This window comes from Acidovorax sp. NPDC077693, from assembly GCF_044542805.1.
In the GTDB taxonomy this organism is placed as follows: domain Bacteria; phylum Pseudomonadota; class Gammaproteobacteria; order Burkholderiales; family Burkholderiaceae_C; genus Acidovorax.
On sequence record NZ_JBITVD010000005.1, the window covers coordinates 359409 to 375233 of the forward strand.

A 15825-nucleotide genomic window follows, 5' to 3' on the forward strand; every position below is an offset into this window, starting at 1 on the left:
CATGGGTCCCGAAGCTCAGGCTTTCATCGTCTTTTCGCTGGGCATGCTGGTGTTCATGGGCACCGGCATGAACATGGGCCTGGCCCTGGTGCTCACCGGCGCCGGCATGGCCTGGGTGCTCGACTTCTTCGACACCCAGCTGCTGGCCCAGAACCTCGTGGCCGGGGTCGACAGCTTCCCGCTGCTCGCCGTGCCCTTCTTCATCCTGGCCGGCGAGCTCATGAATTCCGGCGGCATCAGCCGGCGCATCATCGACATGGCGCAGGCCTGGGTGGGCCACATCCGCGGCGGGCTGGGCTACGTGGCCATCGGCGCGGCGGTCCTCATGGCCAGCATGAGCGGATCGGCCCTGGCCGACACGGCGGCGCTGGCCACCATCCTGCTGCCCATGATGCGCCAGCAGGGCTACCCGATGAACACATCGGCCGGGCTGATCGCCTCGGGCGGGATCATCGCCCCCATCATTCCGCCGTCCATGCCCTTCGTGATCTACGGCGTGACGACCAACACCTCGATCTCGGCGCTGTTCGTCTCGGGCATCGTGCCCGGCCTGATGATGGGCGTGGGCCTGATCTTCGCGTGGCGCTGGGTGCTGCGCGGCATCGACCTGCCCGACAGCCGGCCTGCCTTGCCCCTGCGCGAGCGCCTGCGCGCCACGCTCAAGGCCTTCTGGGCCATGCTCATGCCGTTGATCATCATCGGCGGCATGAAGTCCGGCGTGTTCACGCCCACCGAGGCGGCGGTCGTCGCAGCCTTCTATGCCCTGGTGGTCGCGCTGTTCGTGCACCGCGAGATGAAGGTGCCCGAGATCTACGGCGTGCTGGTGCGCGCCGCCAAGACCACCGCCATCGTGATGTTCCTGTGCGCTGGCGCCCAGGTGGCCAGCTACATGATCACGCTGGCCGACCTGCCCACCGTGCTGACCGGCTGGCTCGGCCCGCTGGTGGACAACCCCCGCGTCCTGATGGCGGTGATGATGATCGTGCTGGTGCTCATCGGTACGGCGCTCGACCTCACGCCCACCATCCTGATCTTCGCGCCCGTGATGCTGCCGATTGCCGTGAAGGCGGGGATCGACCCGGTCTACTTCGGCCTGATGTTCGTGCTCAACGGTGCCATCGGCCTCATCACCCCGCCCGTGGGCACCGTGCTCAACGTGGTGGCCGGCGTGGGCCGCATCTCGATGCACAGCGTCATCAAGGGCGTCAACCCGTTCCTCATCACCTACGTGTTCATCCTGGCGCTGCTGGTGGCTTTCCCCCAGATCGTGACCTTGCCCGTCACGTGGATGCGGTGATGTCCGCGGTGCTTTCTTTCTCGTGCCTTTCAATTCTTTGCCAATGGAGACAACCATGAAGACTTTCCGCCGTACCTTGCTGGCCGCCCTATCGGTGGCTGCCTTTGCCGCCTCGTTCCAGGCCGCCGCCCAGGACTTCAAGCCGCGCATCATCCGCTTCGGCTATGGCCTCAACGAAGTGTCCAACCAGGGCCGCGCCACCAAGCTGTTTGTGCAGGAGGTCGAAAAGGCGTCGGGCGGCAAGATGAAGGTGCGCGCCATCGGTGCTGCCGCACTGGGCTCGGACCTGCAGATGCAGCAGGCGCTGGTCGGCGGCGCGCAGGAGATGATGGTGGGCTCCACCGCCACCTTGGTGGGTATCACCAAGGAGATGGCCATCTGGGACACGCCCTTCCTGTTCAACAACGCCAAGGAAGCCGACGTGGTGCTCGACGGCCCCGTGGGCCAGAAGGTGATGGACAAGCTGCAGGAAAAAGGCCTGGTGGGCCTGGTGTACTGGGAGAACGGCTTTCGCAACCTGACCAACAGCAAGCGCCCCGTGGCCAAGCTGGAGGACATGAACGGCATCAAGCTGCGCGTGATGCAGAACAACGTGTTCCTCGACAGCTTCAAGACCCTCGGCGCCAACGCCGTGCCGCTGCCGTTCTCGGAGCTCTTCACCGCCCTGGAAACCAACACGGTCGACGGCCAGGAGAACCCGTACAACACCATCCTGTCGAGCAAGTTCTACGAGGTGCAGAAGTACCTCACGGTGACCAACCACGTCTACAGCCCCTGGATCGTGCTGGTCAGCAAGAAGTACTGGGATGGCCTCTCCAAGGCCGAGCAAAAGGTGCTGCTGGACGCCGCCAGGAAGAGCCGCGACTTCGAGCGCCAGGACACGCGTGACGAAGCCGCCAAGGCGCTGGCCGACCTCAAGGCCAAGGGCATGCAGGTCAACGAACTGTCATCCGCCGAAGCCAGCCGCATGCGCGAGAAGCTGGGCGCGGTGAACGCGAGCATTGCCGCCAATGTCGGCGAAGACCTGTGGAAGGAAGTGCAGGGCGCGGTGGCTGCGGCGCGCGGTGGGAAGTGACGGCAGTCTGAGGGTTGGCCGACCGCGTCAATGCCGTGTGTCGGCCTGTTCCAACCTCATGTCAGAGGCGTTTCGTGTTCGCAATCCGGTCAAGGACTGCCACGCCACAGAGCGCCTTGAAAAGTTTGCTGGGGCCCTGTCTTGTGCTGAACCAGCCAATGCAGGCCGTCGCTGGAGATGGCCTGCAGATTGAAGTCGGCCACCGGGGGCGCCATTTCTTGCAGTTGCAACGGTTGACCCTGCAGATCGAGGCGGTACAGGTGGTTGTTCACCTGTAGGCCCATGAACCGGCTGTTGGCTGAAAACACAATGCGGTAGTGCCCGGTCTTTGCGTCAGCGGACGGGTCTTTGAAGGCCGCATGTGGCAGCTTGGCCACTTGCGCCATATGGGGGTTCCTGAAGATCTGCAGCGATTCGCTGCCGCGAAATACGAGCCAGGAGCCATCGGGCGACATGAGTGGGGCGAACTGGGGTAGCTGGTTTGCCATCGGCGAGGGGTCGGGATTTCCACACGGCAAATGGACACAAGCGTAGGGCTGGTTGTCAGGGTTGTGCGAGAACGCGTGCTGTGCCAGAGGCAGGGCGAAGACTTTGCGTTCCGACCAGTTGGACAAGCCCAGGAAGCGCGTACCGCTGGCGTGGACCATCAACCAGCGACCTTGTGGATCCAAGGTTGGGTACAAGCGGCTGGCCCCGCCAAAAGGCATGAGCACTGCACGTCCCGTGGCCAACTCACACACAGCCAGTGGTTGCGGTGACCTTGGCCCGACAGACGCCAGTTGGACCGCGAACCAGCCGTTGGCAAAAACAGGGCCCGACAACAAATCAACGTGCGGGAATTGGCACACGCTGCGTTTTTCCTGGAGGTCGTAGACATCGCTGGTCGCACCGTAGTAGATAGGCTCGAAACCATCTTCACCATCCTGCGGTGCTATGCGCAGCGCGTGCCGACCATCTGCACTCAAGAGGCTCATCTTGATACCCGTTCCTTGCTGCAGATCCGGCGTGATCCAGTGATGCCTGTCGTAGTCAATGTAGTGCAGCTGACCGTTGGCGCTGAACAGCATCTGATGGATGGCGGTCCAGCTGCTCGCTCCGACGCGGACGAGCCGTTTGAGCGGCGAGGTTTGCCACAGCTCAATTTCTTTGTCATTTCTGCGCGCAAACCTTTCGCCGGTGGGCGAAAAATCGGCCTGTACGCTTTCGCTGGTAGTGCCGAGCATGCCCAATGACTGAAGTGGCACAGGCTGAGAGCGTGTGTTCAGCATGCGGCTCCCCGAAGATGGAGCGGTATCGGAAGTTGGGGTGGGAATTGACGGTGCGCCAGCAGCGTGCAGCACCAGGCTTGTGGTGGCCAGCAGCGTCGCCACGATGGAGGTGCCAGTGCGAATCCAGGCCGCGCGCCAAGGAAAACGGTTCGATATCAAGTGGGGCGAGAACATTGGAAGATCGCTGGATGTACTAAGGGATGGAAGAGAAAGCGATGCCGCCGTGAAAGCACTTGAGAAAGTGTGACAGGTGTGGCAAGGCAGTAGTGCTTGCCAACCCCTTGGCTTCGTCTCCCCACGTAAATATCCGAGCCTGGACGGAGGCAGTGGCAAGGTCCGGTTTCTGATTGGCCGAGTAGCCGCTGATGGGTCTTCCATTCACCGTGATTGGGCCGTTCAATACTACCCAATGATTCTTGTAGGTGCTGCCAGAACCGCCAAACATGGCAGCGGAAACCAGCATCACTAACTGTCGAACCCCTGACGAGCATATGGCCGCTTAAGAAACAGATCCGGGCGCTCCTGGTACTACTCTTTCATCGCCTGCATGGGCGCCTTGCTGCCCAACACGATGCAAGGCGTGGTGTGAAGTCACGGTCAAACCGTTGTTGATTAGATGAAGTGGTCATCTTGAATGAACGCATGCAAAAGCGCTCAAGGTACTGATCCCCACAAGGCCCCTTGAAAAGTCTTGTCCCGCTCTGTTTCGTGCTGCACGAGCCAGTGCACACCGTCGCTGGAGATAGCCTGCAGATTGAAGTCATTTATCGGCGGCGCCACTTCTTGCAGGCGCAGCGGACTCGCTTTCAGATCGATGCGGTACAGGCGGCTATTGACCTGCAAGCCTATCCAACGACTATTGCCCGAAAAGACCAGAACATGCTTTCCAGTTCTGACATTTTTTACGAGCTGTTGGTAGGGGGCGTGAGTCAGCACTGCGACTTGCCGCATTTCTTGATTCTGGAAGATTTGAACGGATTGACTGTCCGTGTAAATCAACCAATCGCCGTCAGGAGATATCTTCGGCTGCATTATGGGAAGTCCGGGCACTGGCGGCAGAGGCGCAGGGCGTCCGCAAGGCAACTCGGCGCAGGGGTGGGGTTCGTCGTCCGGATTTTTGGCAAAGGCGTTTTGCGCAAGCGGCAGTGCAAAGAGCGCGCGATCCGCCCACTGGGACAAGCCAAAAAAGCGCGTTCCTCTGGAGTGCACCATGAGCCATCGGCCTTGCGGGTCCAGTGTGGGGAGCAAGTTTTTAGCATCACCAAACGGCATGATCAGTGCACGCCCTGTGGCTATCTCGCAAACCGCCAGCGGCTTTGGTGGTTGGGGTCCTGTAAAAGCTAGTTGAACAGCGAACCAGTTGTTGGTGAAAGCTGCGTTGGACAACCAGCCCATGCTGGGAAACTGGCATACGCTCCGCTTTTCTTGAAGGTCATAGATATCACTGCTGGCGCCGTGGTAGTTGGGCGTAAAGTTGTCTTCACTTTGTCTAGGTCCCCTACGTACTGCATACCGGCCGTTGGGGCTCAATAGATTGATGTTGCCACCAGTGCCTTGTTGTAAATCGTTTGTAATCCAGTGATGTCTATTTTGATCAATATAATGAAATTTACCAGTGGGATCGAAAATCATTTGGTCAATGAAAGACGAAATTTGCAAATCAACGTGAGCTAGACGTTTGAGTGGCAGGGTTTGCCATAACTCAAGCTCGTTATGGTTTCTATATGCAAAACGCTCCCCAGTCGTGGAGAAAACTAGATCGAAGCTCTCACGTTTTCCGCCAAAAATCCCTAGAGGCTTGAGTGAAATGACACCTGTGTCTGTGCTGGTGGATGCATCCACTGTGTTGCCTGGCATTTTTGACGTGCCTGCAGAATTCGCCGAAAAAATTATGCAAAATAATAGAGTTGAGATTGTGGCGTTTTTGGTGTGGCGCCAGTTCTTCAACCAAATCAGGTTTGTGCTCATCTTGGATTTAAGTGCATGTGTGATGTTTTGGGGGATTATGGTATGGATGAAAAAGCAATGCCGCCATGAAAGCATTTGAGAAAGTGAGAAAGGTGTTGAAATGCTCTGACTTTTGCTAATTCTCGATTGCTATTCCCCCAGGTGAATATTTTTGTGTCGATTGAAGCCGTTGCAAGATCCGGTTTTTTATCGGCTTTGTAGCTACTGATTGGCTTACCATTGACCATGATGGGGTCATTCAACACTACCCAATGGTTTTTGTAGGTGCTCCCGGTCCCTCCGAACATGGATGCGGAAACGAGCATGACCACCCAGGCGCTAGACTGATAAGGAGCCAACTCCAATAATTCCTTCCAGTCCGCCATTGGAAAAATCTCATTGGTGTTGTCGAGCAAGGTGGTGGAGCCCACCGCATTGAACCAAGATTTCAGATAGGCGGGACGGGTGATGGCTGAGCCCATGGCTGAGGGATGGTCGTAGCTGGAGAAAGGGATCAGGCTGGGGCTGTCGTTGCGCAGGCTGGCCATGCTGATCCAATCCACGGCATTGATGCCAGCTGCCTGCGGTACTGTCATTTTGACTCCTTCCGAATTGATGGTTTCGGTTTCAGCCGTGGCCCGAACCTGTGTGCTGGGTCGCACACTGCGCTGGCCCAAGGTGGCGGGTCGGCCAGTCCAAAGATCAATGATGTGCCCTACATACAGATCGGGCCGGTCATTGATAAGACAAAACATGAAGGCTGCTGGTCCGCATAGGCTGGTGCCGCCCTGTTGGGGCCAAGAGTGTTGATCATTGCTGAGCCTTTGCCTCAACTGATCAATGAGTTGTGTCCTGTTCACCCCCCAGGCTACGTGTGCTGCGAATTCGGAAGAATTGTTGAGCTCGGAGATGATTGAATTGGCGGTAGAAAGCGCGGCAGCTCTGATCATGAAAAATTGTGTCTAAGAGGCGGTTTAAGGTGTTATTTCCTGGGCGCGCATCTTATGGTTGGCTTGGATCCGCCACGCCTTAGATAATGGTTCGAAAACGTAATCGATTGAATAAATTGACTTGAGCGGTGTTGGGTGGATCTTTGTGCTGATTTGGGTAATTGGTCCGGCATTTATGCTTGTTTCAAAAGCTGCGGAAGCCACCTGTGAGATTTTCCAGACATAAACGCAAAAAGGCTGGGACTCCTTTCGGAGCCCCAGCCTTTGGGTCGGTTAGCAGCAGCTAATGCTGCCGCAATATCAGCAAATTACAGCGAACCGATTTCGCCGGAAGAGATCCGGCCGGTGCGCAGTGCTTCTGCTGCTTGGGCCTGCACGGCAGCGCGGTCGGCCGTGGAGGTGAAGGACAGGACGCGCGAACCGGAAGGAATGGTGCTGCTGGTGGCAGCCACGGTGGAGGCTTCGGCCATCACTTCGGCGCGGGTGCGGCTGGTGTCGTACTTGGCGGCGAATTGCGAAGCATCGGCTTCGTCAGCGTGGGCACCGAAGGCAGCGAAAGCGGACACAGCGGCGATGGAGAGGAAACGTGCGGTCTTGTTCATGATGAAAGTCCAGGTTATTTTTAGAAATCAGGTTGTTGACTTGTCAGCGAGAGACAGGCGTTGAATCCTTCGGATTCAGATCAGCCTTGCTCACCCGAAGGGATCTGGCCGGTGCGCACAGCGTCGGCAGCCTGGGCACGCACGGCAGCGCGGTCAGCCGTGGACTTGTAGGTCACGACGCGCGAACCAGCAGGCTCGATGCTGCGGGTCTGGGCAACGGTGGAGGCTTCGGCAGCCACTTCGGCGCGGGTACGGTTCGTGTCGAACTTCGTGGCGAATTGCGAAGCGTCGGCTTCGTCAGCGTGGGCACCGAAGGCAGCGAAAGCGGACACAGCGGCGATGGAGAGGAAGCGTGCGGTCTTGTTCATGATGAAATCCTTGAAGTTAAAAAAAGCGTCTCAAAAAAGCCGGTAACCAGTACAGGAACGAAAGGTGTCCATCGCCAGATCCCGGGTTCGGTGAGTCGCCTTGCGGGTTCGGCTCATCGATGGGATGAACTGTACGCCGGGGCTGTTCAGAGAAAAACCATCTGGTCGCAAACTGACTGTTCCGGTATTGGAAACAATCACTGGAGCCAAGGGTTGCCGTGTGTGCAGGGCGTCTTGCGATGCGGTCAGCGGCAACTGGGGGCGGCTCTTGCCACCAGGGGTTGAACTCAGGAGAGGTGCGTTGAACATGGGCTCCATCGTGCCCATGACTGCGTGTTGCGTCGTCTCGTCGCGGTTTCGGTTCTTTTCAGTTTGTTTCGCTGCGGGCCGAATGCAACAGGCACGAAACAACTGATTGGTCGGATCGCCTACAAAGCGCCGCAAATCGGGCTTGCGCGGGTTGCGCTGACGGGGCTTATGGGCTGAAATCTCTCTGTACCTGTTCCAGGTTTCAGAGGGAGGTTCCATGACCATCGTCTCCAAGATTCTCGAGGCCAAGCCCGACGCCACCGTGCACACCATCCGGCCCACCGATTCGGTGCTGGCCGCCTTGCAGCTCATGGCTGACAAAGGCATCGGTGCGCTGGTGGTCACCGAGGGCGATGCCATCGTGGGCATCTTCACCGAGCGCGACTATGCGCGAAAGATCGCCCTGCTGGGCCGTACCTCGGCGGCCACCATCGCGCGCGATGTGATGACCTCGGCCGTGCGTTTCGTGCGGCCCGACCAGACCAGCGAGCAGTGCATGCAGATGATGAGCACCGGCCGCCTGCGACATCTGCCCGTGGTGGACAACGGCAAGCTGGTCGGCATGATTTCCATCGGCGACCTGGTCAAGGACATCATCTCCGAGCAGAAATTCATCATCGAGCAGCTGGAGCAGTACATCACCGGCAGTCATTGACGAGCCCTTCGAGGCGCTGCGCGGGGCGCCGCCCCAGTGGCGGGGCGGCCCTTGCACGGCGGCGGCGGTTTGGGCCGCGCGCATTCAACCGGCGGTGCGCATCAGGGCCGAATGAAAAATGCGCTGACCGGGACCGGCCAGCGCCTGGGGTGTTGCGCTGCCACGCGCTGGCAGCGCCGGGGCTTCAGGCCGCTTTCTCGACGTGCCCTTGGCGCGTGTACAGAAAATCGATCACGGCCTTGCGGTAGTGCACGTACTGCGCGTCTTCGGCCAGCTCCACGCGGCGGCGGGGGCGGGGCAGGTCGACGGCCAGCACCTCGCCAATCGTGGCGGCGGGCCCGTTGGTCATCATCACGATCTTGTCGGACAGCAGCACGGCCTCGTCCACATCGTGCGTGACCATGACCACGGTGCTCTGCGTGCGCGCCACGATCTCCAGCAACTCGTCCTGCAGCTTGGCGCGCGTCAATGCGTCCAGGGCGCCGAAGGGCTCGTCCATCAGCAGCACCTGCGGTTCCATCGACAGGGCGCGGGCGATGCCCACGCGCTGCTTCATGCCGCCCGAGATTTCGCCGGGGCGCTTTTGCGCTGCCGGCGTCAGGCCGACGAGCGCCAGGGCCGCATCGGTGCGGGCCTTGAGCTGCGCCTTGCTTTCCTTGCCGCCGAATACGCGCTCCACCGCCAGGTAGATGTTGTCGAAGCAGGTCAGCCACGGCAGCAGCGAGTGGTTCTGGAACACCACCGCGCGCTCGGGGCCCGGGCCCTTGATCTCCTTGTTGGCGCACAGCAGCGCGCCGTTGGTGGGTGTGGTCAGGCCCGCGATCAGGTTGAGCAGCGTGGACTTGCCGCAGCCCGAGTGGCCGATCAGCGCGACGAACTCGCCCTTGGCGATCGTGAGGTTGATGTTCTTGAGCGCCGGGAACAGGCCCTTGGCAGTCTTGAAGGTCTGCTCCACGCCATGGACTTCGATGAACTTGGTGGTGAGAGAGGTGTGCATGAGGAACTCCTGGTTGTTTCGAGGCCCGCGGTGGCCCCGGCTTGGCCGGGCCGCTGGGGGGCGCCTGAGGGGATGACGCGCCGCAGGCGCGGCTCAGGGGTGGGTCAGGTCTTGACTTCTTCGAAGGTGAACGCAGTGGCCAGCTTGATGAGCGCAAACTCCAGCACCAGCCCGACGATGCCGATCACGAAGATCGCGATGATGATGTTCTTGACGTTCAGGTTGTTCCACTCGTCCCACACCCAGAAGCCGATGCCGACGCCGCCAGTCAGCATCTCGGCCGCCACGATCACGAGCCATGCGGTGCCCACGGCCAGGCGCACGCCGGTCAGCATGTAGGGCAGCACGGCGGGGAAGAGGATCTTGGTGGCGATCTTCCACTCCGACAGGTTCAGCACGCGGGCTACGTTCATGTAGTCCTGCGGCACGCGCTGCACGCCCACGGCGGTGTTGATGATCATGGGCCAGATGGAGCAGATGAAGATGGTCCAGATGGCGGCCGGGTTGGCGCCCTTGAACACCAGCAGGCCGATGGGCAGCCAGGCCAGGGGCGACACGGGGCGCAGCAAGCTGATCAGCGGGTTGAACATGCGCGACAGGAAGTTGAAACGCCCGATCACGAAGCCCGCCGGAATGCCCACCAGCGCCGCCATGCCGAAGCCGATGGCCACGCGCTCCAGCGACATCAGCACGTTCCAGCCCACGCCCTGGTCGTTGGGGCCGTTGCGGTAGAACGGGTTGCTGAAGATCTCCAGCGCCTGCTTCCAGGTCTCCACGGGACTGGGGATGCTGCCGCCGGTGGTGGTGGACACCACCGCCCACAGGCCGATGAGCAGGCCCAGGCCGCACAGCGGTGGCAGCACGGCCATCCAGAAGCTGCGTGACAGCGCAGCCCAGTCACGCCGCGGTGCTGGCGGCGTGCTGGCGGTGGTGGATTGCGGTTGGCTGCTGGTGCCGGTGGCCGGCGTAGCGCTGGCCGTGGCGGCGGTGGCTGCAGGGTGCATGGCTTTTGTGGCAACCGGCGGGGCTGCATCCAACGGGGTGTGAAAAACGGCGCTGACCATGGTGTTCTCCTTCAAGAGGGGCGGGTGGTGCTGGCGGAGTGGATGTCGTCGTCAGGCCAGGGCGATCAGGCCTTGACCTTGAAGCTGTCGGCGTACTTGGCGGGGTCCTTGCCGTCCCACACCACGCCGTCCATGAACTTGCTGCTGCGCATCTCGGTCTTGGGCACGGGGGTCTTCGATGCGGCGGCGGCCTGCTTGTAGACGTCGATGCGGTTCACGGCCTTGGCCACGTTCAGGTAGTCGGGGTGGTCCTTGATCAGGCCCCAGCGTTTGTGCTGCGTGAGGAACCACATGCCGTCCGACAGGTATGGGAAGTTCACCGCGCCGTCGTTGAAGAACTTCATGTGGTTGGGGTCGTCCCAGGTCTTGCCCATGCCGTCCTGGTAGCGGCCCAGGATGCGCTGGTTGATCGCGTCCACGCCGGTGTTCACGTAGGCCTTGCCGGCAATGGTCTCGGCCATCTTGTTCTTGTTGGCCAGGCCTTCGTCGATCCACTTGCTGGCCTCCAGGATGGCGGCCGTCACGGCGCGCGCCGTGTTGGGATATTTCTGCACGAATTCGGACGTGGTGCCCAGCACCTTCTCGGGGTGGTCCTTCCAGATGTCCTGCGTGGTGGTGGCGGTCACGCCGATGCCGTCCATGATGGCACGGTGGTTCCAGGGCTCGCCCACGCAGAACCCGTCCATGTTGCCCACGCGCATGTTGGCTACCATTTGTGGTGGCGGCACGGTGATGACCTTGGCGTCCTTCATCGGGTTGATGCCGTTGGCCGCCAACCAGTAGTACAGCCACATGGCGTGCGTGCCGGTGGGAAAGGTCTGCGCGAAGGTGTACTCGCGCTTCTCGCTGGCCATCAGCTTGGCCAGGCCCGCGCCGTTGACGGCGCCCTTGTCCGCCAGCTTCTTGGACAGCGTGATGGCCTGGCCGTTGTGGTTGAGGTTCATCAGCACGGCCATGTCCTTCTTGGGGCCGGCCAGGCCCAGGTGCACGCCGTAGACCAGGCCGTACAGCACGTGGGCAAAGTCGAGCTCGCCGTTGACCAGCTTGTCGCGCACACCGGCCCAGGAGGCTTCCTTGGTGGGGATGATGGTCACGCCGTATTTCTTGTCGATGCCCAGCACCGAGGCCATCACCACGCTGGCGCAGTCCGTCAGCGGGATGAAGCCGATCTTGACCTCCTTCTTCTCGGGGGCGTCCGAGCCCTGGGCATGCACCAGCGCACGCAGCGCGGGGCTGACGCCAACGGCGCCCACGGTAGCGGCCTGCAGCACGGTGCGGCGGTTGAGGCTGGTTTTGAGCAGATCGGTCATGGGGCACTTCCTCGTAGCGTTAAAAACAAAAAGGCGTCCACACCACACCCCGCGAGATGCACACATGCATACGTCGGGGCGGGTGGGGACGCCTTTGTCCATTGCCAAGCATTGGGGCCTGGCATCAGCACCGGCCCGTCGTTGGGCCGCTGCTGTCAGGGGCAAGACCTTCATTGGTCTTGCCAGGGTTTATGCAAGCTGCGTGCCAACCTTTGATGCACCAGCTGCGCGCCAGCGCGGGGCGGTGATTGCTATGTAATTGATAGCTGTTAGCGCTTGTCTGTCAAGCGGTAGCGGCCATTTTTAATCAAATGGTGGTGCAATGGGTGCAGCGGGAACGCCCGCACTGCCTTTGTGCGGCGCACCATCTGGGAGTGGGGCGAGAACTGGGCGCGGACCAGGGCAGGGCGGGAAGGTTAAAAGCGCGGCCACGCAGCACACCGAGAAGCCCCTGCTGCGGGCGCGCAGGGCCTCAGGGGGATGTCACGGGTTCAGCCCAGCAGGTCCATCACATCCAGCATGCGCTGGGCGACGTCCACGAGCTTGAGGCCCTTGTCCATGGCCGTCTTGCGCAGCTTCTCGTACGCTGCCTGCTCGGTCAGGCCCTGGCGCTGCATCAGCAGGCCCTTGGCACGGTCGATGGTCTTGCGGTCCTTGAGCTCGGTCTTGGCATCGGCAAGCTCGGCGCGCAGGGCCTGTTCGTGCTGGAACCGCGCCATCGCCACGTCCAGGATAGGGCGGATGCGCTGGGGCGACAGGCCGGCCACGATGTAGGCCGACACGCCCGCGGCCACCGCGTCCTTGACGTGCGAGGTGTCCTCGTCGTTGGTGAACATCACGATGGGCCGGCGCTCGTCGCGCGTGGCAACCACCACATGCTCCAGCGCGTCGCGCGCCTCGCTCTCGGCGTCCACGATGATCAGGTCGGGCTGGAGCTGCGCGATGCGCTCGCTCAGGAACACGTCGGCCGGCAGCGTTGCCACCAGGTTGAAATTGTTCTCCAGCAGCCCGATGCGCAGCGCCCGCGAACGTTCCGCCTGCAACACGGCGTGTTCGTCGTCGGGATCGGCGATGGCCAGGTCCGGGGCCACCACCACGATGCGCAAAGACTCGTTCATACCCCGAAGCATAAGCAATTTTTACGCCACAAATTGGTGCGCAGAAGCGGTGCAGGACGTCCGATCATCACACCACCGAGCCCTGCGTGCCTTGCAGGGCCTGAAACTTGCTAATAGTTTTATGGTTGGCAGGGCATACCCGATAGCCGCCTTCCATTCACTCGCATATACATCTGGTCACATTGACATACTGATGAGGAATCTGCATGAACAAGCTTAACGACCGGCGCCGTTTTCTTTCCGCCGGCCTGGCCTTGACCGCGGTCACGTCTGCGGCGCTGCTGCTCCTGTCCGGGTGCAGCAAGGTGCCCGACACCATCAAGATCGGCGTGGCCCAGCCCTTGAGCGGCCCGCTGGGCGCGCTGGGGCAGGATCTGCTCAACGGCGTGAACCTGGCGGTGGCCGAGCTGAACAAGGGCGGCTATACCGTGGATGGCAAGCGCGTGACGCTGGAGGTGGTCTCGGTGGACGACAAGGCCGACGCCGCCACCGGCAAGACCGTGGCCCAGCAACTGGTGGATTCGGGTGTGGTGGCGGTCATAGGCCACCTGAACTCGGGCGTGAGCATCGAGACCGCGCCCATCTACGCGGCCAAGGACATTGCGCAGATCGCCATCTCCACCAACCCCAAGTTCACGCAGCTGGGCTTTCCCACCACGTTCCGCATGGTCGGCAACGACACCCTGCAGGCGCGCGCCATCGGCTCGTTCGCCGCCACGCAGCTCGGTGCGTCCCGCTACGCCGCACTGGACGACGGCACGCCCTACGGCAAGGGCCTGGCCGACGGTGCGGCCGCGCAGCTCAAGACCGAGAAGAAAGAGGTCGTGGTGCGCAAGTCGTTCGACGACAAGACCACGGCGTTCAATGAACTGGCCGGCGAGCTCAAGGCCGCCAAGGTGGAAGTCATCGTCTCTACCCTGAACGACTTCCAGGCGCTGGCGCTGCTCGAGGCCCTGCGCAAGGTCGACCACACCAAGGTCAGCCTGCTGGGCGGCGACACCATCAAGACCACCGACATGGTCAAGGGCGCCGGCATCATCGACGGCATCTACGCCACGTCGCCCGTGCTGGAGGCCAAGGAATTCGCCACCGGCAAGCCCTTCCTCGAAAAGTACATCGAGGCGTACAAGAAGCCGCCCGCCTATGGCGGCCACTACAGCTACGACAGCATGTACGTGCTGTCTGCCGCCATCCAGAAGGCCAAGTCGGCAGAGCCGAAGGAGATCACCAAGGCCATGCACAGCATCAACGGCTACGCGCCCGTGATCGGCACCATGACCTGGGACGACAAGGGCGAGCAGCGCTACGGCGCCGTGGGCGTGTACGAGCTGCGCAGCGGCAGCTGGGAGCTGCGCATGCGGTCGGACCGCTGGTAACGGTCCCCTGAGGTTGCGCCAGGTCGGTGGGCTCCACCGCCTTCCGCGCACCACGCTCCTCACTGCAAAGCCCCTGCCGGCCACCGCCCGCAGGGGCTTTGTGCCGTGGCGGCGGGCCATCCCGGTGCGGGTTTTACACTCGGGCGATGAGTTTGCTGATCCTTGGAATCGAATCCTCCTGCGACGAAACCGGCGTGGCCCTGGTGCGCTCCACCGGCGACGCCGCCGTGCCCACCCTGCTGTCGCACGCGCTGCACAGCCAGATCGAGATGCACCAGGCGTACGGCGGCGTGGTGCCCGAGCTGGCCAGCCGCGACCACATCCGCCGCGTGCTGCCCCTGACCACCCAGGTGCTCGCCGAGTCCGGCCAGACGCTGGCCGACGTGGACGTGGTGGCGTACACCCGCGGCCCGGGCCTGGCCGGCGCCCTGCTGGTGGGCGCCGGCGTGGCGTGCGCGCTGGGGGCGTCGCTGGGCAAGCCCGTGCTGGGCGTGCACCACCTGGAAGGGCATCTGCTATCGCCCTTCCTGAGTGCCGACCCGCCGGAGTTTCCCTTCGTGGCCCTGCTGGTGTCGGGCGGCCATACCCAGCTGATGCGCGTGGACGGCGTGGGCCGCTACGAGATCCTGGGCGAGACCATCGACGACGCCGCCGGGGAGGCCTTCGACAAGTCCGCCAAGCTCATGGGCCTGGGCTACCCGGGCGGCCCTGCGTTGTCGCGGCTGGCGGAGCAGGGCAGTGCCACGGCGTTCAAGCTGCCGCGGCCTCTATTGCATAGCGGAGACCTCGATTTTTCTTTTGCGGGGCTCAAAACGGCGGTGCTCACGCAGGCCAAGAAGCTGGGCGATGCGCTCGAAGCCCGCAAGGCCGACCTGGCCGCCAGCACCGAGGCAGCGATCGTGGACGTGCTGGTGCGCAAGACGCTGACGGCGCTCAAGCAGACAGGCTTGAAGCGCGTGGTGGTGGCCGGGGGCGTGGGGGCCAATCGGCATTTGCGTGCGCAGCTGAATGCGGCCTGTGCGGCTGCGGGGGTGCGGGTGCACTACCCCGAGCTGCATTTGTGCACGGACAACGGGGCGATGATTGCGATGGCGGCGGCGATGCGGCTGCAGGCGGGGCAGCAGGAGGCCAGCAGCGACTATGCGTTTGATGTGAAGCCGCGGTGGCCATTGGATGCGATTGCTGCGGGGGGGTGATGAGCTTGTCGAGATGCCGGTACTTTGCGTTCGAGAAACCGTTTACATGCCGAACAGTTCGCAACGCAGGCCGTTCGGGCTGAGCCTGTCGAAGCCGTTGCGTATCGCAACCCGTAGCCGTTCGGGTTGAGCTTGTCGAAACCTGGGTGCTGCTCGCGGGCTCGCTGATTGGGCGGCATGCCTGTGCTTAGGGCGGGAGCCGGGGTGCGCGCCCGGCGGCGCGGTAACTTTCTCTTGGTTCGCCAAGAGAAAGTCACCAAAGAGAAGGCGACCCCAAGTCTGCGACCCCTTCG

At 62.0% G+C, this 15825-nt stretch carries 15 protein-coding genes; 5 read left to right on the top strand and 10 right to left on the bottom strand.

Annotated features, from left to right (window positions below; all coding sequences use genetic code 11):
• The first annotated feature begins 1 nt into the window (after position 1).
• Positions 2-1297 carry a TRAP transporter large permease gene (locus tag ACIGHN_RS09315; RefSeq protein WP_396504126.1) on the top strand — a complete coding sequence of 432 codons (1296 nt, stop codon included), beginning with the start codon at positions 2-4 and terminating at the stop codon, positions 1295-1297.
• Between the two features lie 55 nt (positions 1298-1352).
• The gene (locus ACIGHN_RS09320) at positions 1353-2372 is read left to right on the top strand and encodes a TRAP transporter substrate-binding protein (protein ID WP_396504127.1); all 1020 of its coding nucleotides are present in this window, start codon (positions 1353-1355) and stop codon (positions 2370-2372) included.
• Positions 2373-2461: 89 nt separating this feature from the next.
• Here the strand turns inward: ACIGHN_RS09320 and ACIGHN_RS09325 are convergent, their stop codons facing one another.
• The 6 genes from ACIGHN_RS09325 to ACIGHN_RS09350 all read right to left on the bottom strand — a co-directional run bounded on the left by ACIGHN_RS09325 (position 2462) and on the right by ACIGHN_RS09350 (position 8035).
• Positions 2462-3640, bottom strand: coding sequence for a hypothetical protein (locus ACIGHN_RS09325; RefSeq protein WP_396504128.1), 1179 nt, complete (start codon positions 3638-3640; stop codon positions 2462-2464).
• A gap of 654 nt (positions 3641-4294) precedes the next feature.
• Positions 4295-5608 (bottom strand): hypothetical protein, encoded by a 1314-nt coding sequence (locus ACIGHN_RS09330; protein ID WP_396504129.1) that lies wholly within the window; start codon positions 5606-5608, stop codon positions 4295-4297.
• A gap of 35 nt (positions 5609-5643) precedes the next feature.
• Positions 5644-6537 (bottom strand): hypothetical protein, encoded by an 894-nt coding sequence (locus tag ACIGHN_RS09335; protein ID WP_396504130.1) that lies wholly within the window; start codon positions 6535-6537, stop codon positions 5644-5646.
• A gap of 308 nt (positions 6538-6845) precedes the next feature.
• Entirely contained in the window at positions 6846-7139 is a 294-nt protein-coding gene (locus tag ACIGHN_RS09340) for a hypothetical protein (protein ID WP_056416233.1), read from the bottom strand.
• Between the two features lie 80 nt (positions 7140-7219).
• On the bottom strand, positions 7220-7507 hold the full coding sequence (locus tag ACIGHN_RS09345) for a hypothetical protein (protein ID WP_056415001.1): 288 nt from the start codon (positions 7505-7507) through the stop codon (positions 7220-7222).
• A gap of 30 nt (positions 7508-7537) precedes the next feature.
• Positions 7538-8035 (bottom strand): hypothetical protein, encoded by a 498-nt coding sequence (locus ACIGHN_RS09350; protein WP_396504131.1) that lies wholly within the window; start codon positions 8033-8035, stop codon positions 7538-7540.
• On the opposite strand from ACIGHN_RS09350, the gene ACIGHN_RS09355 reads away from it, so the two are divergent.
• The gene (locus ACIGHN_RS09355; protein ID WP_056415005.1) at positions 8034-8471 is read left to right on the top strand and encodes a CBS domain-containing protein; all 438 of its coding nucleotides are present in this window, start codon (positions 8034-8036) and stop codon (positions 8469-8471) included. The two genes, ACIGHN_RS09350 and ACIGHN_RS09355, sit on opposite strands and share 2 nt — an antisense overlap.
• A gap of 184 nt (positions 8472-8655) precedes the next feature.
• Here ACIGHN_RS09355 and ACIGHN_RS09360 read toward each other — a convergent pair whose 3' ends face one another.
• The 4 genes from ACIGHN_RS09360 to ACIGHN_RS09375 form a co-directional block, all read right to left on the bottom strand.
• Complete coding sequence (locus tag ACIGHN_RS09360; RefSeq protein ID WP_056415006.1) at positions 8656-9468, bottom strand: ABC transporter ATP-binding protein; 813 nt, start codon at positions 9466-9468, stop codon at positions 8656-8658.
• Between the two features lie 104 nt (positions 9469-9572).
• Positions 9573-10532: a nitrate ABC transporter permease gene (gene ntrB / locus ACIGHN_RS09365; RefSeq protein ID WP_056416236.1), complete on the bottom strand. Its 960-nt coding sequence runs from the start codon at positions 10530-10532 to the stop codon at positions 9573-9575.
• Positions 10533-10597: 65 nt separating this feature from the next.
• Positions 10598-11842, bottom strand: a complete 1245-nt coding sequence (locus ACIGHN_RS09370) for a CmpA/NrtA family ABC transporter substrate-binding protein (RefSeq protein WP_056170379.1) — start codon at positions 11840-11842, stop codon at positions 10598-10600.
• A gap of 491 nt (positions 11843-12333) precedes the next feature.
• Entirely contained in the window at positions 12334-12960 is a 627-nt protein-coding gene (locus ACIGHN_RS09375; RefSeq protein WP_056415009.1) for an ANTAR domain-containing response regulator, read from the bottom strand.
• 206 nt (positions 12961-13166) lie between these two features.
• On the opposite strand from ACIGHN_RS09375, the gene ACIGHN_RS09380 reads away from it, so the two are divergent.
• Together ACIGHN_RS09380 and tsaD are read left to right on the top strand one after the other, a co-directional pair.
• Positions 13167-14336 (top strand): branched-chain amino acid ABC transporter substrate-binding protein, encoded by a 1170-nt coding sequence (locus ACIGHN_RS09380; protein WP_396504132.1) that lies wholly within the window; start codon positions 13167-13169, stop codon positions 14334-14336.
• A gap of 146 nt (positions 14337-14482) precedes the next feature.
• The gene (tsaD, locus tag ACIGHN_RS09385; RefSeq protein WP_396504133.1) at positions 14483-15532 is read left to right on the top strand and encodes a tRNA (adenosine(37)-N6)-threonylcarbamoyltransferase complex transferase subunit TsaD; all 1050 of its coding nucleotides are present in this window, start codon (positions 14483-14485) and stop codon (positions 15530-15532) included.
• Positions 15533-15825 lie beyond the last annotated feature (293 nt).

Bases quoted from the DNA above. Each gene is read 5' to 3' on its own strand.
- ACIGHN_RS09355 (WP_056415005.1), top strand. From the start codon at position 8,034: ATGACCATCGTCTCCAAGATTCTCGAGGCCAAGCCCGACGCCACCGTG.
- ACIGHN_RS09320 (WP_396504127.1), top strand. From the start codon at position 1,353: ATGAAGACTTTCCGCCGTACCTTGCTGGCCGCCCTATCGGTGGCTGCC.
- ACIGHN_RS09325 (WP_396504128.1), bottom strand. From the start codon at position 3,640: ATGCTGAACACACGCTCTCAGCCTGTGCCACTTCAGTCATTGGGCATG.
- ACIGHN_RS09370 (WP_056170379.1), bottom strand. From the start codon at position 11,842: ATGACCGATCTGCTCAAAACCAGCCTCAACCGCCGCACCGTGCTGCAG.
- ACIGHN_RS09345 (WP_056415001.1), bottom strand. From the start codon at position 7,507: ATGAACAAGACCGCACGCTTCCTCTCCATCGCCGCTGTGTCCGCTTTC.
- ACIGHN_RS09315 (WP_396504126.1), top strand. From the start codon at position 2: ATGGGTCCCGAAGCTCAGGCTTTCATCGTCTTTTCGCTGGGCATGCTG.
- ACIGHN_RS09335 (WP_396504130.1), bottom strand. From the start codon at position 6,537: ATGATCAGAGCTGCCGCGCTTTCTACCGCCAATTCAATCATCTCCGAG.
- ntrB (WP_056416236.1), bottom strand. From the start codon at position 10,532: ATGGTCAGCGCCGTTTTTCACACCCCGTTGGATGCAGCCCCGCCGGTT.
- ACIGHN_RS09360 (WP_056415006.1), bottom strand. From the start codon at position 9,468: ATGCACACCTCTCTCACCACCAAGTTCATCGAAGTCCATGGCGTGGAG.
- ACIGHN_RS09330 (WP_396504129.1), bottom strand. From the start codon at position 5,608: ATGAGCACAAACCTGATTTGGTTGAAGAACTGGCGCCACACCAAAAAC.
- ACIGHN_RS09350 (WP_396504131.1), bottom strand. From the start codon at position 8,035: ATGGAACCTCCCTCTGAAACCTGGAACAGGTACAGAGAGATTTCAGCC.
- ACIGHN_RS09375 (WP_056415009.1), bottom strand. From the start codon at position 12,960: ATGAACGAGTCTTTGCGCATCGTGGTGGTGGCCCCGGACCTGGCCATC.
- tsaD (WP_396504133.1), top strand. From the start codon at position 14,483: ATGAGTTTGCTGATCCTTGGAATCGAATCCTCCTGCGACGAAACCGGC.
- ACIGHN_RS09340 (WP_056416233.1), bottom strand. From the start codon at position 7,139: ATGAACAAGACCGCACGTTTCCTCTCCATCGCCGCTGTGTCCGCTTTC.
- ACIGHN_RS09380 (WP_396504132.1), top strand. From the start codon at position 13,167: ATGAACAAGCTTAACGACCGGCGCCGTTTTCTTTCCGCCGGCCTGGCC.